General features: G+C 41.0%; 24 protein-coding genes. 22 read left to right on the forward strand and 2 right to left on the reverse strand.

Going from position 1 to position 22,781, the window contains the following annotated elements; translation table 11 throughout:
- The first annotated feature begins 90 nt into the window (after window positions 1-90).
- The 13 genes from HWX64_RS20080 (at window position 91) to HWX64_RS20140 (ending at window position 14,090) form a co-directional block, all read left to right on the forward strand.
- A complete protein-coding gene (locus HWX64_RS20080; RefSeq protein ID WP_175991275.1) occupies window positions 91-768 on the forward strand; it encodes a class I SAM-dependent methyltransferase in 678 nt (225 codons plus the stop codon).
- 91 nt (window positions 769-859) lie between these two features.
- Complete coding sequence (locus HWX64_RS20085) at window positions 860-2,551, forward strand: formate--tetrahydrofolate ligase (protein ID WP_175991276.1); 1,692 nt, start codon at window positions 860-862, stop codon at window positions 2,549-2,551.
- Between the two features lie 36 nt (window positions 2,552-2,587).
- Window positions 2,588-3,070, forward strand: a complete 483-nt coding sequence (locus HWX64_RS20090) for a hypothetical protein (RefSeq protein WP_175991277.1) — start codon at window positions 2,588-2,590, stop codon at window positions 3,068-3,070.
- 46 nt (window positions 3,071-3,116) lie between these two features.
- Window positions 3,117-3,980, forward strand: coding sequence for a DegV family protein (locus HWX64_RS20095; protein ID WP_175991278.1), 864 nt, complete (start codon window positions 3,117-3,119; stop codon window positions 3,978-3,980).
- A 176-nt stretch (window positions 3,981-4,156) separates the two neighbouring features.
- Window positions 4,157-4,804 carry an HD domain-containing protein gene (locus tag HWX64_RS20100; RefSeq protein WP_254871220.1) on the forward strand — a complete coding sequence of 216 codons (648 nt, stop codon included), beginning with the start codon at window positions 4,157-4,159 and terminating at the stop codon, window positions 4,802-4,804.
- Window positions 4,801-6,693 (forward strand): ABC-F family ATP-binding cassette domain-containing protein, encoded by a 1,893-nt coding sequence (locus HWX64_RS20105; protein ID WP_175991280.1) that lies wholly within the window; start codon window positions 4,801-4,803, stop codon window positions 6,691-6,693. Before HWX64_RS20100 ends, HWX64_RS20105 begins: the two co-directional genes overlap by 4 nt.
- A gap of 75 nt (window positions 6,694-6,768) precedes the next feature.
- Window positions 6,769-7,896, forward strand: a complete 1,128-nt coding sequence (locus tag HWX64_RS20110) for a conserved virulence factor C family protein (RefSeq protein WP_175991281.1) — start codon at window positions 6,769-6,771, stop codon at window positions 7,894-7,896.
- A 36-nt stretch (window positions 7,897-7,932) separates the two neighbouring features.
- On the forward strand, window positions 7,933-8,367 hold the full coding sequence (locus HWX64_RS20115; protein WP_175991282.1) for a BrxA/BrxB family bacilliredoxin: 435 nt from the start codon (window positions 7,933-7,935) through the stop codon (window positions 8,365-8,367).
- Window positions 8,368-8,465: 98 nt separating this feature from the next.
- Entirely contained in the window at window positions 8,466-9,239 is a 774-nt protein-coding gene (locus HWX64_RS20120) for a class I SAM-dependent methyltransferase (RefSeq protein ID WP_175991619.1), read from the forward strand.
- Window positions 9,240-10,710: 1,471 nt separating this feature from the next.
- Window positions 10,711-11,298, forward strand: a complete 588-nt coding sequence (locus HWX64_RS20125; protein ID WP_175991283.1) for a YpjP family protein — start codon at window positions 10,711-10,713, stop codon at window positions 11,296-11,298.
- Window positions 11,299-11,466: 168 nt separating this feature from the next.
- Window positions 11,467-12,159 carry an anthrax toxin lethal factor-related metalloendopeptidase gene (locus HWX64_RS20130; protein ID WP_175991284.1) on the forward strand — a complete coding sequence of 231 codons (693 nt, stop codon included), beginning with the start codon at window positions 11,467-11,469 and terminating at the stop codon, window positions 12,157-12,159.
- 417 nt (window positions 12,160-12,576) lie between these two features.
- Window positions 12,577-13,533, forward strand: coding sequence for a thymidylate synthase (locus HWX64_RS20135; RefSeq protein ID WP_175991285.1), 957 nt, complete (start codon window positions 12,577-12,579; stop codon window positions 13,531-13,533).
- A 71-nt stretch (window positions 13,534-13,604) separates the two neighbouring features.
- On the forward strand, window positions 13,605-14,090 hold the full coding sequence (locus HWX64_RS20140) for a dihydrofolate reductase (protein WP_175991286.1): 486 nt from the start codon (window positions 13,605-13,607) through the stop codon (window positions 14,088-14,090).
- Window positions 14,091-14,143: 53 nt separating this feature from the next.
- Here HWX64_RS20140 and HWX64_RS20145 read toward each other — a convergent pair whose 3' ends face one another.
- A complete protein-coding gene (locus HWX64_RS20145; RefSeq protein WP_254871221.1) occupies window positions 14,144-14,782 on the reverse strand; it encodes a hemolysin III family protein in 639 nt (212 codons plus the stop codon).
- Between the two features lie 224 nt (window positions 14,783-15,006).
- Here HWX64_RS20145 and HWX64_RS20150 point away from each other — a divergent pair, with 224 nt between their 5' ends.
- The 5 genes from HWX64_RS20150 (at window position 15,007) to HWX64_RS20170 (ending at window position 18,740) form a co-directional block, all read left to right on the forward strand.
- Window positions 15,007-15,660: an SOS response-associated peptidase gene (locus HWX64_RS20150; RefSeq protein ID WP_175991287.1), complete on the forward strand. Its 654-nt coding sequence runs from the start codon at window positions 15,007-15,009 to the stop codon at window positions 15,658-15,660.
- Between the two features lie 149 nt (window positions 15,661-15,809).
- Window positions 15,810-16,061, forward strand: coding sequence for a DUF2535 family protein (locus HWX64_RS20155; RefSeq protein WP_175991288.1), 252 nt, complete (start codon window positions 15,810-15,812; stop codon window positions 16,059-16,061).
- Between the two features lie 171 nt (window positions 16,062-16,232).
- Window positions 16,233-17,075, forward strand: a complete 843-nt coding sequence (locus HWX64_RS20160; protein ID WP_175991289.1) for a DegV family protein — start codon at window positions 16,233-16,235, stop codon at window positions 17,073-17,075.
- A gap of 252 nt (window positions 17,076-17,327) precedes the next feature.
- A complete protein-coding gene (locus tag HWX64_RS20165) occupies window positions 17,328-18,122 on the forward strand; it encodes an SGNH/GDSL hydrolase family protein (RefSeq protein WP_175991290.1) in 795 nt (264 codons plus the stop codon).
- 30 nt (window positions 18,123-18,152) lie between these two features.
- A complete protein-coding gene (locus tag HWX64_RS20170; protein ID WP_175991291.1) occupies window positions 18,153-18,740 on the forward strand; it encodes a YpmS family protein in 588 nt (195 codons plus the stop codon).
- A gap of 192 nt (window positions 18,741-18,932) precedes the next feature.
- Here HWX64_RS20170 and HWX64_RS20175 read toward each other — a convergent pair whose 3' ends face one another.
- Entirely contained in the window at window positions 18,933-19,676 is a 744-nt protein-coding gene (locus HWX64_RS20175) for a DUF4397 domain-containing protein (protein ID WP_175991292.1), read from the reverse strand.
- 378 nt (window positions 19,677-20,054) lie between these two features.
- Here HWX64_RS20175 and rsgA point away from each other — a divergent pair, with 378 nt between their 5' ends.
- The 4 genes from rsgA to HWX64_RS20195 all read left to right on the forward strand — a co-directional run bounded on the left by rsgA (window position 20,055) and on the right by HWX64_RS20195 (window position 22,775).
- Window positions 20,055-21,062 (forward strand): ribosome small subunit-dependent GTPase A, encoded by a 1,008-nt coding sequence (gene rsgA, locus HWX64_RS20180; protein WP_175991621.1) that lies wholly within the window; start codon window positions 20,055-20,057, stop codon window positions 21,060-21,062.
- 195 nt (window positions 21,063-21,257) lie between these two features.
- On the forward strand, window positions 21,258-21,743 hold the full coding sequence (gene msrA, locus HWX64_RS20185; RefSeq protein ID WP_254871222.1) for a peptide-methionine (S)-S-oxide reductase MsrA: 486 nt from the start codon (window positions 21,258-21,260) through the stop codon (window positions 21,741-21,743).
- Complete coding sequence (msrB, locus tag HWX64_RS20190) at window positions 21,740-22,165, forward strand: peptide-methionine (R)-S-oxide reductase MsrB (RefSeq protein ID WP_175991294.1); 426 nt, start codon at window positions 21,740-21,742, stop codon at window positions 22,163-22,165. The genes msrA and msrB overlap by 4 nt, the downstream gene beginning before the upstream one ends.
- A gap of 109 nt (window positions 22,166-22,274) precedes the next feature.
- Complete coding sequence (locus HWX64_RS20195) at window positions 22,275-22,775, forward strand: PTS glucose transporter subunit IIA (RefSeq protein ID WP_175991295.1); 501 nt, start codon at window positions 22,275-22,277, stop codon at window positions 22,773-22,775.
- Window positions 22,776-22,781 lie beyond the last annotated feature (6 nt).

Here is a 22,781-nt window from a genome sequence, read left to right on the forward strand (position 1 = left end):
CTTTTTTAAAATATAATATAGGTAAAAAAGAAGGGTTTTTCCTTTATAATAAGAAATAAAGTAAGAGAATAAATATACAGGGGTGTAATGATGAGTAAATCAGAATGGCATGAAAATGCCAAATCACGATGGGATATAAATGCAGATAATTGGCATTCAAGAAGCGCCGAAATGTGGTCAACCGGCAGCAGAAAAGCAATCATCCCATTTTTTCTGAAAAATGTTAATGAAGGCAAAAAAGTGGGCGACCTTGGATGCGGCGATGGTTATGGCTCATATCTGCTTCATCAGAACGGATTTAAAGTGACCGGTATGGATTTTTCTGAAAAAATGGTCGAAATAGCAAATCAGCTTGAAAAGGAACATTTACAATTTGTTCAGGGGGATCTTGTCCGTCCCCCCTTTAAAGATAATGCGTTTGATGCAGTGATGGCCATCAATTCAATTGAATGGACAGAATCTCCGTTACAGGCATTGAATGAACTTGAAAGAGTCACTGCCAAAAATGGATTCATCTGTATTGGCCTGCTTGGTCCGACGGCGCATCCTAGAGAGAATGCCTTTCCTCGTCTGCATGGTGAAAATGCAATCTGTAACACAATGATGCCATGGGAATTAGAAAGATTGTCCGAAGAAAAAGGCTGGAAAAAGATTGATGAAGAATGGATATATAAAAAAGGTGTAAATGGAAGTTTGGCAGCATCACTTTCAAATGAACTAAAACAAGCGTTGACTTTCATGACTCTATTTATGTTCAGACTTTCTTGAGAAATACTTGAATCATTGAAGAGTGGATGATTTCTTTTCGTATAAAATAAGTATAAGTGACTGTAATGACTTAAATAAAAAGGTGGATACGATGACATTGACAACCGGGAAATTGAAAACAGATATGGAAATCGCACAGGAGTCAACTCTCCTGCTCATCTCTGAAATTGCTCATAGAATCGGACTTTCTGAAGAGGATATTGAGCTGTATGGAAAATATAAAGGGAAAATATCATATGAAGCGATACATAACCTGAATAAACTGGATGATGGAAAGTTAATATTGGTAACCTCCATTAACCCAACTCCTGCTGGCGAAGGGAAATCAACTGTGACGGTAGGACTTGCCGATGCACTGAATCAGTTGAATAAACATGCGATGATTGCCATGAGGGAACCTTCTTTGGGACCAGTCATGGGAATGAAAGGCGGAGCCACGGGAGGAGGATTCTCACAAGTCCTTCCAATGGATGAAATTAACCTTCACTTCACGGGGGACATCCATAGCATTACGACGGCTAATAATGCACTTGCGGCAATGATTGATAACCATATCCATCAAGGGAATGAATTACATATCGATCCGAGAAGGATCGTTTGGAAACGGGCCCTGGATATGAATGACAGGGCGTTAAGGAACATCGTGATCGGCCTTGGAGGACCCGTCCAGGGTGTACCGAGAGAAGATGGCTTTGATATCACCGTTGCATCTGAAATCATGGCCGTTTTATGTTTATCCAATGATCTTGGCGAATTAAAAAGCAGGCTGGGTCAGATTGTAGTGGCTTATGACTTTAATAGACAGCCGGTCACCGTGAAGGACCTTAAGGTGGAAGGAGCATTGACATTATTACTTAAGGATGCCCTGAAACCCAATCTGGTGCAAACAATCGAACATACACCTGCACTGATCCATGGGGGTCCATTTGCAAATATTGCTCACGGATGCAACAGCATCATCGCGACTAAAACAGCCTTGAAACTTGCTGATTATGTAGTGACCGAATCAGGATTCGGAGCAGATCTTGGAGCGGAAAAATTCCTGAATATCAAGTCGCGAGCTGCGAGTATTGCTCCTGATGCAGTCGTTCTGGTGGCAACGATCCGTGCATTGAAAATGCACGGAGGACAAAGAAAGGAAGATCTGCAGATTGAAAATGAGGAAGCTCTGAAACAGGGACTTGCGAATTTAAAAAAGCATATGGAAACCCTCGATGCATTTAACGTATCGTATGTGGTGGCGATCAACCGATTTGTATCAGATACCGAAAGGGAGATAAACTTGCTGATTTCCTGGTGTGAAGAGGAAGGGGTCCCGGTCTCATTAGCTGACGTATGGGCAAAAGGCGGCAGAGGCGGACTGGATTTAGCTCAAAAGGTACTGTCGGTCATGGAAAATAGTGATAAGAAATTCACCCCTCTATATGATTTGTCTGATTCACTTCAAAAGAAGATTGAATGCATTGCCGAAAAGGTATACGGGGCAAGTGGAGTGGATTTTACAGTAAAAGCCAAAAAGCAGCTGGATGAATATGAAAAAAATGGATGGGGAAGTCTTCCCATTTGCATGGCGAAAACTCAATACTCTTTGTCAGATGATCCGGTCAGGCTGGGAAGACCAAAGGATTTCACCATTACGATCAGGGAATTGAAACCAAAGATAGGGGCAGGGTTCATTGTGGCATTGACAGGGGAAGTGATGACGATGCCGGGGCTGCCAAAACATCCGGCTGCACTCAATATGGATGTCGATGCAAATGGACACGCCACTGGTTTATTCTGATAGACCATACCTGAATGAAGGAAGGAGGAGCTAAAGATGTTTGACCCTACAGCCTTTGACAACTTAAAAGTAGTTGTAGAGGGAGCTGTGTATGACTTGGATCTATCGGGGGATATTTCCATACTCGATCGGAAGGATTTATTTGACTTTGCCCATTATGAACGAACATACATCATCGGCTATTCCCTGCCTCACCGGTCAAGTTCAATTTCACTTGAATTAAGAGCCGACATGGGTCATTTTTTAGCGGAAAGAAACGGGCTGGCCGCAAAGAATCAGGCAGGGGCAGTCATTGAATTGAAATACAAGGGATCTGAAAGGATGAATGAGAACCGGGAAGGGCTTGAGACTGCATGGGGGCCGGATAAGAGCTGGGAGTGGATTGAGGTGCACTCCTCCCTTCAACCCCCAAAGGTACAGGGAGTCCTACGATTTAATAGGGTCATTACAGAAGAGATGGTAGATGATATTCTTCAAATGGTTTCTTTTTCCGTGGAAACATTGAATGTATTGGACTAAACAAATTCTTCACAGTAATAGAAATATAAATAAGGGGGCGGTATCGATGAGAATCGCATGGGTAACTGATAGTACTGCATATATCGAGGATCTATCAGCATGTAAGGAAAAAAATGTGTTTGTAGTGCCTATGAATATATTATTTGGGGAAAAGGAGTATAAGGATGGAATAGATTTATCTCCGCAAGACCTCTTTGAAAAGTTGAAGGAAGAAAAAGTGGAAGTGAAAACGTCACAGCCTTCCATCGGAACGTTCAAGGAATTGTATGAAGAGCTTGCAGGCAGATATGATCATATTTTTTCAATCCACGTCTCTTCTCACTTCAGCGGCACCATGTCTTCGGCATATCAGGCGGCAGAATTGCTAAGTGATACATTTCCTTCTATTACCTGCATTGATTCCAAGACGCTGACGTATCCTTTGACAGAACTAATTGAATATGGTCAAACCCTTCATGAAAAAGGGAAGTCGATTGAAGAAATGACAAAATCCATAGAGGAAAAGATCAAAACCAGGGAAGTATATGTCATGGTAGGAAGTCTCGAACAGCTGCACAAGAGCGGAAGAATGAACGGTCTTTCTTTCTTTCTTGGAAGTGTATTAAATATCAAACCAATCCTATCTATAGTTGATGGAAAACTAGAAGTGTATGACAAAGTTAGAAGTATAAATAAAGGCTTGAGTAAGATGAGTAAACAGCTGAGTGAATCATTAAAGACAAAGAAAATAAAGAAAGTTTCAATCTTACATGGATTGAATCACGAGGAGGCTGCCGAATGGATGGAAGAATTAAAAAAGAGCTACCCGGATATTGAATTCGGAGCATATCCGCTTGGAGCCGTCATCGATGTACACGCAGGGGCAAACACTATTGGAATCAGCTGGTCAGAGGATATCGGGCAAGCATAAGTGTGAAGAGATGATGTATAAGAGTCAATCTTATATATCATCTCTTTAATGTTTTTACAGTGGGTATTGTAGTTTAGCTGGTTCCAGCTGTTTCATATAGTCTGGCAGACCTGCATAACAGATCCAATCATTCAGCTCCATTTTTTGATACAATGGGTAGGGAAGGTGATGATGAAGTGGACCGGGTCGAAATAGAAGAACTGATCAATGCGTTGAAGAAAGAATTTAAAGAAGAGGCAACAGGACATGACTGGTTTCACCTTGAGCGAGTAAGAAATAATGCCCTGTTGATTGCAGAGAAAGAAAATGTGACAGATACATATATCATTGAGTTAGCTGCTTTATTGCATGATGTTCCAGATGAAAAGCTTAATTCGTCCAAGGAAGAAGGGAAAAGAAAGCTCGAACGATTCGTATCCTTGCTTTCACTTCATGAAGATGAAAAGAAAGAATTATATGATATCATCTTCTCCATTTCTTATAAAGGCGGAAACGAGGAGACGTTATCCTCTATTAAAGCAATGATTGTCAGGGACGCTGACAGGCTGGATGCAATGGGGGCAATCGGAATTGCGAGAACGTTCGCATATGGCGGTAAAAAGGGGCAATCATTGTATGACCCTGATATTGCGGTACGGTCTGACATGACCCTGAGTGAATACAGAACCGGAAAAAGTTCAAGCATCCATCATTTTCATGAGAAATTATTGAAATTGAAAGACTTGATGTGCACGGAAACAGGGAAGATCCTTGCAGAAGAACGGCATGTATATATGCTTGGATTCCTGAAGCAATTCAACAGAGAATGGAATGGTCAAGAATGAGAATGTTAACAGCAGAGAATCTGTCAAAATCATACGGAGAGAAAACGTTATTCGACAGTATCTCATTTTCTATAAATGAAAAGGAGAGAGTCGGTCTGATCGGTGTAAACGGCACGGGGAAGTCAAGCCTATTAAAGTTGATCGCTGGGATTGAAGACTATGATTCAGGTGAGATCATTACTCCTGGAGATTATCATATTGCCTATCTGCAGCAGGAGCCGGTAATTGATGGTGATTTGAGTGTTATTGGGCAGGTTTTTCGCGGAGAGGCAAAAATGATCAGAGCCATGCGTGAATATGAAACGGCCCTGCTTGAAATGGAACAGGACCCTGAAAGCGTTACGGTGCAGGAGAAATTATTTGAGGCGCAGAAACAGATGGATATTGACAATGCTTGGGAAGCCAATGCAAATGCTAAAGCAATTCTTACAAAATTGGGTATATATGATTTCTCCAAAAAAATGAATGAGTTATCGGGAGGGCAAAAGAAGAGGGTGGCACTTGCCGGTGTGCTCATTGAAACTCCAGACCTTCTCATACTCGATGAACCTACAAACCATCTGGATTATCAATCGATAAAATGGCTGGAAGATTTCTTGGCTAAGTATAATGGTGCAGTATTATTGGTGACACATGACCGGTATTTCCTGGATCGCGTTACAAATCGTACATTTGAGTTGGACGGTGGCAGGCTTTTCTCTTATAGAGGGAACTATGCTTCGTTTATTGAAGCGAAAGCGGCAAGGGAGGAAAACGAACGTCAGATTTCCGAGAAACAGAAAAACCTCTATCGTCGTGAACTTGAGTGGATGAGGAGAGGAGCAAAAGCACGGACCACCAAGCAGAAAGCAAGGATTCAGCGATTTGAAAACCTGGAGGGGAATATGACGTCAGGCCCGGGTAACGCTCAAGTGGATATTGCAATAGGTGGCAATCGACTGGGGAAGCAGGTATTTGAATTAAAAGATGCTTCGAAATGTTACGATGGCCAGGTGATCCTGCAAGACTTCAATTACTTAATCAAGCCGGGTGACCGTATTGGGATAGTCGGGAAAAATGGCAGTGGAAAGTCGACATTCCTTAACATTCTCTCGGGGATCGAAGAACTGAATTCAGGGGAACTGATCACCGGTCAAACCGTCAAAATCGCATACTACACCCAAGGTCATGAGGAATTGGATGAAAGTATGCGGATGATCGAATATATCCGGGAGGCCGGTGAATTCATCACGACAGAAAAGGGGGAACGTATATCCGTCACTTCAATGCTGGAGCGGTTTCTTTTTCCGATGAGTACCCATGGCACGCTGATACGCAAGCTCTCTGGCGGAGAGAAGAGAAGGCTGTTTCTTCTGAAGTTATTAATGGGAAAACCGAATGTGCTTCTGCTTGATGAACCCACCAACGACCTGGATACTGAAACCCTCACGGTCCTTGAAGATTATATTAATGATTTTTCAGGAGTCGTAGTGACTGTTTCCCATGACCGGTATTTCCTGGACAAAACCGCTAATCAATTGCTCATTTTTAACGGTGAAGGCGATTTTGGATTCTATTTCGGAGAGTATACTGAGTACTTGGAGGATGCTGAATTAGAAACGCGTAAGCAGGCAGAAGAGAAGAAACAGGATACAGTATCAAAACAGCCTGCATCACAGCCTGAAAAAGAGAAAAAAAGGTTATCCTATATGGAGAAGCGTGAATGGGATGAGATTGAAGGCAAAATCTCTGACCTCGAAGAAAAACTGGAAAATGTCCAGGAAGAACTCCAAACGGTCGGAAGCAATTTTGAACGGGCGCAAGAACTAATGAATGAAAGTCAGCAATTAAACGAACAGCTCGAACTTCTGATCGAAAGATGGAGCTATCTCTCAGAATTTGCAGATTAAGCCGCTTTGTTTTTTTACTGAATGCCAACTGTGTTAAGATGAAAAAAACAAGTGTTGGCAGAAAGGGGATTAACTGTGAGAATTGTATCGATTGAACCTACCCCCAGCCCGAATACGATGAAGGTTCTCTTAGATAGGGAGCTTGAAGCGGGGAAAAGTAATAATTATAAAAAAGATCAGACTGATGGTGCACCATCGATCATCAAAGATATTCTTCTTATTGAAGGAATTAAAGGGGTTTATCATGTTGCAGACTTCCTTGCTGTTGAACGGAATGCGAAGTTTGATTGGCAGGAGCTTCTTCCCCAGGTCAGAAAAGCATTTGGAGAAGAAACGGAGCAAGAAGGGAATGAATCCCGGATGGAAGAGCATTTCGGTGAAGTGAATGTCTCTGTACAGATGTTTAAAGGGATTCCGATGCAGGTGAAAGTGACAGATGGCGAAGAAGAGAAGCGTTTTTCATTACCAGATCCATTTATGAAAGCATTAGCATCTGCCCAGCAGGATGGAGACAATGTTGTACTTCTCCGTAAGTGGAAAGACTATGGAGTGAGATACGGTGACCTGGATGATATCGGGAAGGATGTTGTGGAAGAATTAACCGCCGCCTATCCGGATTCAAGGCTCGAAAGCTTGGCTCAACAAGCAACTGAAAACCGTACTCAAGCGCAGCCTGTCCGTCGGGAAAAACAAAAAATCACGTTGGAGGATTTACGTGCACCAGACTGGCAAACCAGATATCAGAAGCTTGAAGCAATGGATGACCCGACTTTGGATGACCTGCCGCTTCTTGAATTAGCGCTCCAGGATGAAAAAGTGTCGATCCGCCGTCTGGCTGTGGTATATCTGGGCATGATCGAAGACGAGCGGGTATTGCCCCTGTTATATAGAGGACTTGATGATAAATCGGCATCTGTACGCCGTACAGCTGGTGATTGTTTATCCGATCTCGGATTCAAGAAGGCCATACCTCAAATGGTGAAAGCGCTGGAAGATAAGAGTAAATTGGTGAGATGGCGCGCTGCCATGTTCCTATACGAGGAAGGCGATGAATCGGCCCTTCCAGGCTTGAAAACTGCAGAAAACGATCCGGAATTCGAGGTTAAATTACAAGTGAAAATGGCCATCGAGCGCATAGAAGGCGGAGAAGAAGCAAAAGGCTCCGTCTGGAAACAAATGACAGAAGCGCGTTTAAAGGATTAACAGGACACGAAAAAATTTCTATAGGGGGAATGTAAGATGTCAATGGCTTATGAAGAGTATATGAGACAATTGGTGAAACCTATGAGACAAGAGCTTGCCCAAGCAGGTTTTAAGGAACTGACCACCGGGGAAGAAGTGGATCAGTATATGGAAAGTGCTGAAGGAACTACTTTAGTCGTCGTTAATTCTGTCTGCGGCTGTGCAGCGGGACTTGCCAGACCGGCTGCTACTCAATCCATTCTGAATAATGATAAGACTCCCGACCACCTTGTGACTGTATTTGCAGGCCAGGATAAGGATGCCACTATGAAAATGAGAGAATATTTTGAAGGGTATGAGCCTTCATCACCTTCAATGGCATTATTAAAAGGAAATAAAGTGGTACATTTCATTCCAAGAGAAGAAATAGAGGATCACGACATTTCAGATATCATTTCAAACTTGACTTCTGCTTTCAACGATCATTGTTAAAACAACAATAAATCATCACAGGGAACTCTCGATGGGGTTCCCTGTTTCTATGGTATTATGGTTAAAATAATGCAGAATCAATAAAGGAGACAACCATGATGTTTGTAACGACATGCGGGAGAGCAAACAAGAATGTCATCGATGAGGCCTTGCAAATCGCTATTGAACTGGACATTCCCTATATCGAACGAGGAAAGAAATCACTCATTTATCATATGGAAAAACAAGGGCAGGATTGTGTCATGGTCGGCAAAGAGCGCCGAGAGCTTCATAAGCAGAAAGGCGAAGAACCTTTTTTCTTTCATCCTAATTCAGCCTCATTCCGCATAAAAAGATTAATGCGCGGGGAAACGGATCCCATGGTGGAAGCAGCTGGGCTGAAAGAGGGGATGAGTTTCCTGGATTGTACACTTGGACTTGCTTCAGACAGCATTATCGCCAGTCATATAGTCGGCCCTGAAGGTAGAGTGAAAGGAATAGAAGCAAATAAGTATATTGCTTCTATCATTTCAGCAGGCTTGAAGAATTGGACGTCACCCCTTGCAGAGTTAAACGAAGCGATGAAAAGAGTGGAAGTATGGCAGGGAAGTTATGAAGACAGGTTAAAGGAATGTAGTGATAAGTCAGTGGATATAGTCTATTTCGATCCGATGTTTGAAGAAGGACTGACAGATTCAACAGGCATAAATCCAATCAGAAACTGGGCTTCCTATACCCCGCTTACAAAAGAATCCATCGAAGAAGCCAAACGAGTAGCCAGAAAAAAAATCGTCATGAAAAATCACTATCAATCACCACTTTTTAACGAACACGGATTTGAAGTGATAAAAAGACCTTCTGCCAAATTTCATTTTGGAGTCATTGATTTGTGAATGAGTTTTTCACTTGTTAAGCTAAAAGGTTTTATAAGATGAATATTATAAAAAACTTATTACGGATAACGGGTTCTTTTTTAAGGTTCAGACTATAAAAAAACATTGGATAAAGGGAAGCAAATCGTCATGACTTTGCAACCCTTTTTTTATTGCATATAACAAACGTTTTAAGGAATTCGGGTTCTAATTTGCATATTAACTTGTTACCGGAACTGCACTAAAATTGAAGCGTTACAGAACTTTCTGTAACGCTTCAATTACAATGTTTTTTATAATCTGGCTAATGTGTTAGTTTAGTCTCCAAAGTTGAAAGATGTGAAAATTAGATAAATCCCTATTAAACTAAAGAACGGGTTGGGGATTTTTGGATGCATAGGACACCTTAGCCTTTATAGAGTAACTAAAGATATATAAATAGGGGGAAATTTTCCCGTTAATCTGCTGAAGCTCGCTTGGATAGGTTAAATAAGGGGAAATTTTCCCTCTAATCTTGCACAGATCCCTAATTTTAATATTTTTCAAGTAAATAGAAGTAAATTTTTCCTTTATTTTAACTGTTTTCAGTTCCATTTCTTCATTAAGGGAAATTTCTCCCCTTATTTAATGATCCAGTGTTACTGATTCTTTCATCTGGCTCGAGGGGTCCCACTTCTGTTCACTTTGTCGGGTAAGATTAGCTGTAAATGCATCTGCAATTTCTACCACATTTTGCGGTGTAGATTGCAATTTTGTACTCCAAAACACAACCCGTTATATTACGGATAGTTTTTTCCGTTTGTACTAAAGAGTGGATTGGGGCGGAAGGCATTTGACTGGGAGGGGTATAGAGGAAAAGGAGACTTGTCCAGCTCCGGCGGCTTGAGGCACGAGACATAAGCCATGCCATCCAGAAAGGCAAAGAACGCCTTTATGGCTGCCCCGTCTTATGCTTGTCGCCTCTGAACGAGCCGCCTCCGCTTTTCTTTTGTCCAGCTCCGGCGGTTAGCCCCTCGAGGTCATAAGCTAAATGGTCCAAGAAGGCAAAGAGCGTCTTCCCGGCCCATCCATCTTATGCTTGTCGGGGCTGTACGAACGGCCTCCGCTTTCTATCCCGCAGGCGGAATGCCGAGGAGGCTCGACTTCCTCCCCGGGGAATCTTATGCCTGCAGCGGAATGGAACAATCAGTGTTAATAAGTTGAAATATGCTTTTATGGAACAACAAAAAAGACAGGCCATCAACAATGCCTGTCTGCCTTTTTTACATTAGTCAGTAAATCCTAGTACTACAAAATAACCTAATAGAAGTAAGTAACCGATATTAATCATAATTCCAGTATCCATTTTAGTTATCCTCCTTACGAAATATCCTCATTAATATACTACCACATAAATATTTTTATATCCTACAAAAAAATGAAACCTTTTTCACTTTTTGTTCGTAATAAATAGTATAATAATAGAAGCAATACATAGGAAAGGACGTTATCTATGGCAATTTGGCTCAAAAAGTCTTTTTTTGTTCTTATATCGATCCTTACATTCGGACTGGTTTCTCCCTCACAAGCGTTCTTAAATGAGGAAGGACATGCACTCGCCAAAAGCAACGGTAAACCTTCTTCCGTTGAAAGCGCAGAAGAGGAAATACATCAGGAAGAAACGGTCTTATCAAGAGAAGAATTTTTGGAACAAATGAAGGAGCAGGCAGAGAAAAATTCATATGTGAAATTTGGTACCAAGATTAAACCGGCGATTGAAGATGAATTCAGAAGCGTTATTCTGCCGAAGATGGAACATGCAATCGAACAGACCGCTTTACAATATGAAGAAGATTTATCCTCCCTTGTTATATCAGAAGTTCCACAATATGCAAAAACGGAGAAGATCTTTCATATCTACGATAAAAGGTCTGGGAAAGATGTAATCCGATTTCACGTCAGAAAAGATCATCCGCCTAAAGATGGGTATTACTTCAATTTTCATTATCATACAATCCACGATGATTTCCAGACTCATCATGACCTTGGAAGCATTTACTGGGATAAAAACACTCCTCCTCAGTGGATGAGCGTGTCATAAACCATACATAGAACAAGCACATATTTTCTTTGTGCTTGTTTTTTTATTTCGGAACGAGTCTGTCTTCATATTCAATGTGAATTGGAAGGAATCTATCCTAAAAAGGAAAATAATATTATGGTAGAATAGTAGTTATACAGGCACTTTTCGTTACGGAGGTTCTTTGACATGAAACGTGCAGCCATATTCCTCTTCCTTATCATTGCTTCTTTCATCATCTGGAAGCAAACACAGGCAAGCTACAGCGGAATTCTATTAAAACATTCTTCTATTAAATCCAGTATGCAATTAAATTCAGATGAACAGTTGGAGAATATTGTCCTGCTCCCGGAGAGTGACTTTGACCAAAGCGAAGCAAGAGGCATCATCCGAAGGCTTGATCATATTCCATCACATTTACTTAGTGCGGTCGAAAATCAAGAAATAAAAATCCGTTTATTTGATAAAAAACTAACTGATTTTTCTTCTACCAGTCACTTGAAAGGTGTGAAGCCCAGAGGGTACACTAATAAAAGTACAACATGGGATGATGTACCTGGAATCGGGGGATCCAAGCTGGTCTTAGTGAAAATCGGCCATAGTGAGAGGGGGATGGGGCATGATTCCGTTAACTTGGAATTACATGAACTTGCCCACAGCATCGACAGGTATATAATCAATGATCCCTACTCGGAAATGGCATTCATGCAGGCTTGGAAAAAAGAAGCTGCCCTTTTATTCCCAGGGCAATCATACTTCATTGATTATCAAGAGGAATACTTCGCAGAAACATTTGCCATGTACTACTTCAAATCAGACTCTAGGAATCTATTGAAACGGAAAGCACCTTCTACTTATCAATACTTTAAGTCATTGAACTGAGTGTCTATGCCCAATGTATATACAATCTAAAGAGTCTGTGGCAAAAGTGTTTTGATATAAGTGAAAATCCGAATTAATTTGCATTCCAGTAGGCTAATTAGTTCGGATTTTTTGTTCAAATGTATAATTAGATTTAGCTTTTTCCAGCGGTTGATTGGAGTGCAAGACGAAGACTCCTGCGGGAAGAGTAGCTTATGTGAGACCCCGCAGGCTTGCCGAGGAGGCTTACGGGCTACCCGCGGAAAGCGAAGTCTTGCACGGAAATCATTAGCGGTATACGAACTGACACATAAATTGTTCGTTTTATATGGTTGTTTTAAGTTTTTTCCAAAAGTCCTTACTTTTTTTAATTGGCTATTGAAGATTGATTGTCTTAAAATAGAGGAGATACATAACAGCAGCGAAGGAGCGATATAGATGAAACACGGAGAATATGCATATCTGAATATGTGCCGCCATGTACTGGATAACGGCTTCAAGAAAGAGGATCGGACCGGGACAGGCACCCTTTCGGTATTCGGCTATCAAATGAGATTTGACTTAACCAAAGGGTTTCCTCTGCTGACAACGAAACGGGTACCTTTCAGGCTTGTGGCAAGTGAATTATTGTGGTTCATAAAAGGTGATACCAATATTCGTTATTTACTTCAGCACAATAATAATATATGGAATGAATGGGCGTTTAAAAACTGGGTGGAAAGCGAAGAGTACTCAGGACCTGACATGAAAGACTTCGGACTAAGAAGCCAGCAGGATGATGAATTCAACAAGCAGTATCAAGAAGAAATGGAGTATTTTAAAGAGCGTATCCTCAATGATGATAGCTTTGCCGAAAAATATGGGGAATTGGGTCCTGTTTACGGCAAACAATGGAGAGAATGGGAAACGACTGCGGGGGGGACGATCGATCAGTTAAAAGAACTGATTGAACAGATAAAAGGGAACCCTGATTCCAGACGATTGATTTTATCGAGCTGGTCTCCTGAATTTGTTCCTATGATGGGATTGCCGCCTTGTCACACTTTATTTCAATTTTATGTTGCGGATGGAAAGTTGAGCTGTCAGTTATACCAGCGCAGCGGTGATATTTTCCTTGGAATTCCTTTCAATATAGCAAGTTATGCCCTCTTGACGCATTTAATTGCGCACGAATGCGGGCTTGAAACGGGCGATTTCATCCACACTATAGGCGATGCACATATTTATACCAATCATATTGAACAAGTTACAACCCAGCTGGACCGTGAACCAAAAACTTTCCCTAAACTGAAGTTGAACAGCGAAGTGGAATCGGTTTTTGATTTTGAAATGAAAGATATAGAATTGGAAGGCTACGACCCTCACCCGTCCATCAAAGCACCGGTTGCGGTATAATGACGAAAACGGCATTCCGTTAATGGCCCGGAATCGATTCAGGATTATGAATGAAAGGGGACGAGCAGTGTATGATCTCTTTTATCGTGGCAATGGATTCAAAATCAGCGATTGGAAAAAACAATGAACTACCTTGGCATCTGCCTGCTGACTTAGCATTCTTTAAACGAGTCACCATGGGTAATCCGATTGTAATGGGAAGAAAAACATTCGAATCAATTGGGAGAGCCCTGCCAGGAAGGGAAAATGTTATAGTCACAAGAGACAGGCAATACAGAGCAAAAGATTGTACGATCATCCACTCAGTGGAAAAGATTTCTGAAATTCAAAGCAGTACAACTGAGGAAATGTTTGTGATTGGGGGAGCGGAGATTTTCAAGGAAGTGTTCCCGATTGCAGACAGACTTTATATAACACTGATCGAGGAAGAATTCGGGGGAGATACATTTTTCCCTTCATTTAACCAAGATGAATGGGAATTGATAAGCAAGGAAAAGGGTCCTACGGATGATAAAAATCCTTACGATTATTATTTCTTAACGTATGATCGTAAATAAATGAAAGTTGCAATCAAAAAGGTACCGTCCATCTACGGTACCTTTTTTTGAGGTTATACGTATAACAATATGCAGAAATACATACATCCGCTCCCAGCCAGAACAAATAAATGCCAAATCGCATGATTGTAGGGAAGTTTGTTCCACACATAAAAGATGGCTCCGATCGAATACATGATACCGCCGGCTAATAAAAGCGAGAACCCTGCGCCTGTCAGACTGAAATAAAGCGGTTTGATCGCGATGATGACGAGCCAGCCCATGATTAAGTAGAAAAGAGTTGAGACCACCTGGAACCGCTGTACAAAATAGCACTTAAATACAATGCCGACAACAGCCAGCCCCCATACAATTCCAAAAAGGGTCCAGCCTAGAGCCCCCCTTACACTTACAAGCATAAAAGGGGTATAGGTCCCTGCAATCAAAATATAGATCGCTGAGTGATCAAGGATGGCGAACAGGTTCTTGACCTTAGACGGTTTAAAGCTGTGCAGCAAAGTTGAAAATAAATAGAGAAGGATCATCGATGCCCCAAATATGGAAAAGCTGACGATATGCCACGGTGATCCCCTGTCAATGGAGAAGATGATCAGCATGACCAGAGCGGGGATGCTTAATATAAAACCGATCCCATGAGTGATGGCATTGGCAATTTCTTCTTTCCAATTGGAATAATCAAAATCATATGTCAAGAATACGCACCCTTTCATTCGAACCGTAAATTTATTGGTGTTTTTATCGTAATCTTCTTTACCAGATTCTGCAACCATTTTGCAGGGCGTTTCTTGTTTTTGTCAGGGTTTTAGGTTACCCTCTTTTTAAGAATCACAAAATACAAGCGGAATGATTTTCATCAACAGCCCTCTCAACATAAAAACAATTCTAAGATAAAGTAAAATGATTTGGAGGTGTTCCTATGTGCGGAAGATTTTCGCTTACAACTCCCCTGGAGGAATTGATTAGTCAATTCTTAATTGATGAATACAATGAAGAAGCTTCTCCCAGATATAATATTGCTCCTTCCCAAAAAGTGTTTTCCCTCATATCGAACAATGGTAAAAGAAAAGCGGGGGAAACCTTGTGGGGCCTCGTGCCAGGCTGGGCAAATACGGAAAAATGGAAGCCGCTTATCAACGCAAGAAGTGAAACATTATTGGAAAAACCAAGTTTTCGCTCATTGGTTCATAAAAGAAGGATGGTCATTTTTTCAGATGGATTTTATGAATGGAAGCAAGAGGATGATGGAAAAGTCCCCGTTCGCTTTCAGCTCAAAAGTGAAGAACCATTTGTCTTTGCTGCTCTATGGGACAGAAGCAGGGATGGAGAGGTAACTTCCACGATCCTCACGACAGAGGCCAATGACCTTGTAACCCCAGTCCATAACCGAATGCCTGTCATACTGAAGGATGATGACGCAATAGAAAAATGGCTCAACACCGACAGCTATTCTTTCGAGGAAGCGTCAAAGATCCTTATCCCATTTCCTGAGGAAGAAATGAAGAGCTACCAGGTTTCCAAACTGGTGAATTCACCCAATAATGATGTGCAAGAATGTATCAACCCAGCTTAAATTCAGAAAATGAAGCTTATTTGACTGTACATCAAAATCTTCTACAACCTTAGTGAAAAAATAAAATATTTTTTGCAAGATTAGACATTTTACGCGTCTCAAATGAGGTATAATAGGGATATAAACGGGTATAAATGAGGATTGATACTTTGCTGACAAAAACCATTGAGTTCAAATCAAAGTATGGAAGGAAAGTCAAAATCTTAGAAGTCCCTGTGCTAAAGGAAGACAGCCCGCTCTATTTTAGAGTAAACCTGAAGCTGCATGCTTTCATTACAAGGATCCTGGAACAACCATCCAGGAAATCAGTATACAGTTTCAGAGAGTACCTAAAGAAAACAATGAAATGGTCGGACTATGAACAAATTTATCACTCTGAAGAATTAAAAAATAATGCTTGAAGTTGCAAGGACATTCTAGAGCAGGCACGTTCTTTAGAAAGTCCTTTTTTTCTTTGTGGAAATCGGGTATACATATACTGAATGATTAACGGCTTCAATTGATAAAATCTATTTTAATCCTGACTCTTTAACGTTATAATACAAGGGATATGGTAGAAGGATGTGGCAAAGTTGACCAAAATTAAAATAGTGACAGATTCGACAGTAGATCTAACAGAGAAGGAAATAAGCGACCTGGACATACATGTTGTTCCTCTGTCCGTTACAATTGATGGAGAAACATATTTAGATAGAATTGATCTAACCCCTTCAAGTTTTTTGGAGAAAATGAAAACATCTGAGGAATTACCAAAAAGTTCGCAGCCTCCAGTAGGAACTTTTCTTGAATTGTATGATGAGCTAGGAAAAGATGGGTCGATTATTCTTTCGATCCACATGACCGGTAACATGAGCGGAACAGTGCGCTCGGCACAATCAGCAGCAGAAATGTCTTCATCACAGGTAACCGTCGTAGACTCAAGGTTCATTTCAAGAGCACTCGCTTTTCAGGTGATCGAAGCCGCCAAGCTTGCTAAGAAGGAAAAATCCCTTGAGGAAATTTTACATTCCATTGAGGATATCCGTAAAAATACGAACTTGTTCGTAGTTGTGGATACTCTTGAAAACCTGGTGAAAGGAGGAAGAATCGGCAAGGGGAGGGCAATGATCGGCTCCCTGCTCAACATCAAGCCGATTGCTTCTTTGGCAGGAGGGGAGTACACCCCTGTGGCAAAGGTGCGGAGCCATTCCCAGGTGGTCAAATATTTATCATCCCAATTCGTAGAGGACGTTAAAGGTAAGACGATTCGCGGTGTCGGGCTGGTTGAAATTGACGGTTTGAAGCTTGCTCAAAATCTCAAAAATAAGATAAAAGAAAAAACCGGATATGACGATTATGAAATATTACAGACTACCCCTATCATCAGTACCCATACTGGAATCGGGGCGATTGGATTTATGTACTATACAGACTAATATAAAACGGCGGGGGCTGGCCCTTCGCCGTTTTTAAACTTTTTATTTTACATTACTTGATTCTCCTTAATATGGATTCAAATATTCATTTATTTACATATACTAAAGTAAGAAATGGACAGCTGTCTGCCTAAAGATGTTGTGAAAGTGTTAAGATCTGCAGTTTACAATTAGTTTATGTATTATTAACAAAGGTTTTACGAATATGCTGTCGTGATATAATAAAATTATAGTTTTAGCGAGGTGAAGCTGATGAAAAGAATAGGATACTTCATGCTTGCTTTTGTTCTTCTCTTATCTGGCTGTTCAATGGAAGAAGCTGCAGAACATGTAACGAGGGAAGTTTCCTTATGGGATAAAGATAATCCGACAGAAAACTTCATACCGAAAAATCTAAAAATCGTTTCAATCGGAGACTCCCTTACTCAAGGTGTAGGGGATAGTACAAAAACCGGTGGTTATGTACCTTACCTGGAGAATCATCTTGAGTCCTTGGATGGAATAAATAACGCTCAATTCCATAATTATGGGGTCAGAGGTAATCGAACGGATCAACTTCTGAAACGATTAAAAGATGCCAAAGTGAAAAAATCGATTGAAGAATCTGATATGGTTATGATCACAATCGGTGGAAACGATGTTATGAAGATCTTCAGGGAAAACCTCTCGCACTTGAGTTTAGATGTCTTTCAGGAAGAAAAACGCTTATATCAACAGAGACTTGATGACATCTTGAGTACGATCAAAAGCTATAATCCAGATGCAGGGATCGTGCTTGTCGGACTATACAATCCATTCAATACATGGTTCTCAGAAATCGACGAAGTCAATCAGATCATCCTTAATTGGAACAGCGCCAGTGAGCAAGTATTAAGCAGTTATGATAAAACGCTGTTTATTAAAATTGATGATTTATTCATCGACAGTGGAGATACCCTGTTGTACGAAGATTATTTCCACCCAAATGATGAAGGGTATAAGCTAATCGCAGACCGGATGTTTATGAGTCTTTCACAAGGGGAAACAATTGCAAGACTGACCAATTAACCATATTTAGTTAGAAGAGGAGAAGCCGTCATGAAGAATAAGTGGAAGGTAGCTTTTTTTGCCTTATTAGGAGCCTTGCTTGCAGGATTTATCATTATTCTATTAATGGTTTTTGCTCCTGCTAAGGACGATGAACTGCCTGAAAATAAAGCAAACAATAATAAGGAAGTTGGATTTGACGTACGCTCAAATAAAGATGACCTGAACCTTATCATCGAGCATTATATCGAGGAAGAAGGACTTAAAGGTCCGGTTGAATATGATGTTAAGTTAAGGGATGATGTCGAATTACACGGATCTGTACCAGTATTCACTTCAGACATTGATTTCGAACTGAAGTTTGAACCGAAAGCTTTAGAAAACGGGGATATCCTTCTAAAGCAAAAATCGATATCAGTCGGTACTCTTAACCTGCCGGTATCATATGTATTGAAAGTCATCAGGGATTCGTATAATTTCCCTGAATGGGTCAAGATACAGCCGAATGATGAATTGATTTATGTTTCACTTCAGGATATGAAATTGAAAAGTGATATTAAGGTGAGAGCGAAGGAATTTGATTTAGAGGAAGATAATATTATGTTCCGTTTATTAGTACCTGTCGATCAGGCTCAATAAGAAAAGCGTAGGCGGCTCGTTCAGCCACGACAAGCATAAGATGAATGGGTCGAGAAGGTGTATTTTGCCTTCTTGGCCCATTTAGCTTGTGACCTCGAGGGGCTAGCCGCCGGAGCTGGAAAATAAGAAAAGCGAGGACGGCTAAGGAGCTGGGATAATAAAAGGATGACCGATTCGGTCATCCTTTTATTTTTATCCTTTCAATAGCAGGGCTTCGAGTTCCGGTTCACCCTCAGTTAATCCCAGAGCAACGATGGTATAGACCTGATTTGCATCCAGTTTTACATTTCGTATATCGAGTACCTTTTCTTTTGTGCCTGCAATTCTGGCTTCAAGGTTAACCGTCATTGGCATCAGATTCAAATACTCGGAGGCCTGTTTGTATGAAATGTCAGCGAATACCGTGTCTCCTCCTTTAACACCTATATCGACTGCTGGAGCGTCAGGTGAAAGGTGGATGAATTTTATCTTTGTTTCCCCGCTTGGAACAGATGGTTCATCGAGGAATGGCAGCAACTGCAATTTATTTGAAGTGCCTGTTGCCGCAAATGTGTAAACTTTTCCTGGTTCGACCTTCACCTTTTTGCTGATCAGGGTGGTGACGCCGTTTCCTGCAGGATATATATCAATATGATACTTACCTGCCGGCAGTGTCAGGTAATCACTGATATCTTTGAAGGCGACATCTCTTAATACCCGATTTGCATTAATATAAATATCTACACTTGGGGCATCAGGTACAGCGTGCAGTACCCTTACATAGGAAGGCTGACTGGAAAGATTCATCTCTCTCTGCTGTTCCTTGAGGGCAAAGTTCATATACTTAAGGTGTTTTTTATAGTAATGGATATGCATGGAAGGGTTGCTGTATTTATAATATCCAGCCAATATGTCATATAAAGCCGCTTTATTTAAATAGTCCTGTTGTTTGCTCATGATACGTTCTCCCCTTTAATCTTTCTCACCACAATAGATTATGCAGATGAGGTGGATTGGTGAAAATACCTATTTTTAAAAATTCTTCTGAATAATAGAAAATTTTTCTTGAATTGTTGAATTCTATAAGAGATAATGTTATTAACTTATATGAAAGCGGGTGATGTGATATGAAAAGACTTATGAAAATAATTAACGAACAGGTGCATAAATCAAAAATAGTCTCTGCATGTCAGCATTCCGCTTTATTCGGGAAATAGTTTAGAGGTCTTCGCATACCCTAAAACCAAAATCCGTTGGCGTGCAGAGCGCAAATGGATTTTTTTATTTTAGGGAGGATTTGAATTGAATACAATCAGAACGCAACTATTTACTAACATGATGGAATCTTTAACTGAAGAAAACATGGAAGTTAAAAAGCTTGGAAGGGTCGTGACCGAGCAAAAGGGTGCCTACAGGGTCATGACTCAAACCGAAGAATTACTGTGTAAAATTTCCGGAAGGTTCCGGTTTGAGGCAGTAAGGCGGGAGGATCTCCCCGCTGTAGGAGACTGGGTACAGCTTAATGAAGATGGAAGCATCATTGAAAAGGTATTACCCAGAATCAGTAAGTTTTCAAGGAAGAAAGCAGGACAGGAAGCCGAGGAACAGATTATCGCAGCTAATATCGATACAATATTCATTCTTTCCTCTTTGAATGATGAGTTGAACATAGGACGGATCGAACGCTATTTACTGCTTTGCTGGGAAAGCGGAGCGAATCCTGTGGTGGTACTAACGAAAGCTGACACATGCATGAATGCTGATGAAAAAAAGAGCGAAGTGGAAAGCAAATTATATGGAGTAAAAGTACTCACCATCAGCTCTATTATGAAAGAAGGAATCGAACAATTACATCCATTTTTAGGGTTGGGAAAAACAGTGGCTCTGGTCGGTTCATCAGGTGTAGGAAAGTCAACACTAACGAATCTTCTCATTGATGCCGCTGTGCAGAAAACGAAAGAAATCAGGGAAACCGATGATAAGGGAAGACATACGACGACCCATAGAGAATTATTTCTCCTGGAAAATGGTGCTTCCATCATTGACACACCAGGAATGAGAGAAATCCAGATTTGGCAGGGGAATGAGGGATTGTCAACTCAATTCAATGATATTGAAGAACTGGCTGGGTCATGCAGGTTCAACGATTGCACACATGAGGGGGAGCCGGGCTGCAGAATCAAAGAAGCGATCCACAGCGGTGAACTGGACCAAAACCGATTAAGTCAATACCAGAAGCTCCAAAGGGAAATCGCATATACCGAAAGAAGAGGGAACAAAAGACTTGAATCCTTGGAACGAAAAAAATGGAAAAACATTGGAAAGCAGCGGAAGCTGAAATGATAGTAAAAAGATTGATCCTTGACCCTTCTGGATCAATCTTTTTATATTCGAACTGCAATCTTTTTATTTTTTATTATTATGAGTTAAAATCTCTTACAAAGGGAAAAGTCTAACTATCTCTAAGAAAGGTTGATGAGAATGTCGGATGAGCACAAGTATCAGAAAGCTACATTTGCGGGAGGGTGTTTTTGGTGTATGGTGAAACCCTTTGATGAACAACCCGGTATTGAGAGTGTCACTTCCGGATATACAGGGGGCAGCACACCAAACCCCACATACAGGGAAGTATGTTCCGAAACCACGGGGCATTACGAAGCGGTTCAGATCGTATTCGATCATGAAGTGTTTCCTTACGAAAAATTACTTGAAGTGTATTGGCAGCAGATTGATCCAACAGATCCAGGCGGCCAGTTTTTTGACAGGGGGCATTCTTATAAGACAGCCATCTTCTATCACAATGAAGATCAGCGGGTTCTGGCAGAGGAATCAAAAAAGAGGCTCGAAAAATCCGGTAAATTCCATAACCCGATTGTCACAGCCATCCTGCCTGCAAACGAATTTTATCCGGCTGAAGAATATCATCAGGATTATTATAAGAAGAATCCAGTACACTATGACCGCTATAGCCGCGGTTCAGGCAGGGCAGCTTTCATAGAAGAAAATTGGGGGGGAGAAGAATGAAGGATAAAGAAGGATTAAAGAAAAAACTATCACCTATCCAATACGAAGTGACTCAGAATAATGGGACAGAACCTCCATTTAGAAACGAATATTGGAATGAATTTAATGACGGCATATATGTTGATATCATTTCAGGCGAAGCTTTATTCAGCTCGAAGGACAAGTATGATGCAGGGTGCGGCTGGCCCAGCTTCACCAAGCCAATTGATGAAGTGGAAATTGAAGAAAAAGAGGACCGCAGTCATTTCATGGTCCGAACAGAAGTGAGGAGCAAGCAGGGTGATTCACACTTAGGGCATGTCTTCGATGATGGACCTGGCCCAACCAACCTCCGCTATTGTATCAACTCTGCTGCCCTTCGGTTCATCCCTTTTGAAAAGCTTGAAGAAGAAGGATACGGTAAATACAAAAAATTATTTTAATATATTGTTAGTGTTGTGAGGACTTTCACATATGTGCTAAAATAAATACCGCATGTTTATTCAGTTGTACATATGTGTATATATTTTTATATAGGAAGGTGAAGATTTTATGTTGAAAAAGCTATTTGGTAAAAAAGAAGAAGCTCCCAAAACGGTATTTGCAGCAGCACCATTGACAGGAACAGTCAAAACGTTGGAGGAAGTCCCCGACCCGGTATTTTCTCAAAAAATGATGGGCGACGGCATTGCAATCGATCCGACTGAAGGAAGAGTGGTTTCTCCTGTAGATGGGGAAATCATGCAGCTTTTCCCTACAAAGCATGCTGTGGGGATTAAAGCAAAGAACGGGGCAGAAATTTTAATTCATATCGGACTTGAAACAGTTTCCATGAATGGGGAAGGCTTCGAAGCACACGTTTCGGAAGGTTCAAAAGTAAGTAAAGGGGATGCCCTCATTACGTTTGATCTCGATTTGGTAAAAGAAAAAGCAAAAAGTACAATGACTCCCATCATTCTGACTAATGGAGACAATATGGGTGAGTTGGTAAAGAAAGATGCTGTATCGGTAACGGCAGGCCAAGAGGATGTATTAGAAATTTCAGCACAATAGTCATAA

The sequence above is a fragment of the Bacillus sp. Marseille-Q1617 genome (assembly GCF_903645295.1).
GTDB lineage: Bacteria > Bacillota > Bacilli > Bacillales > Bacillaceae_B > Rossellomorea.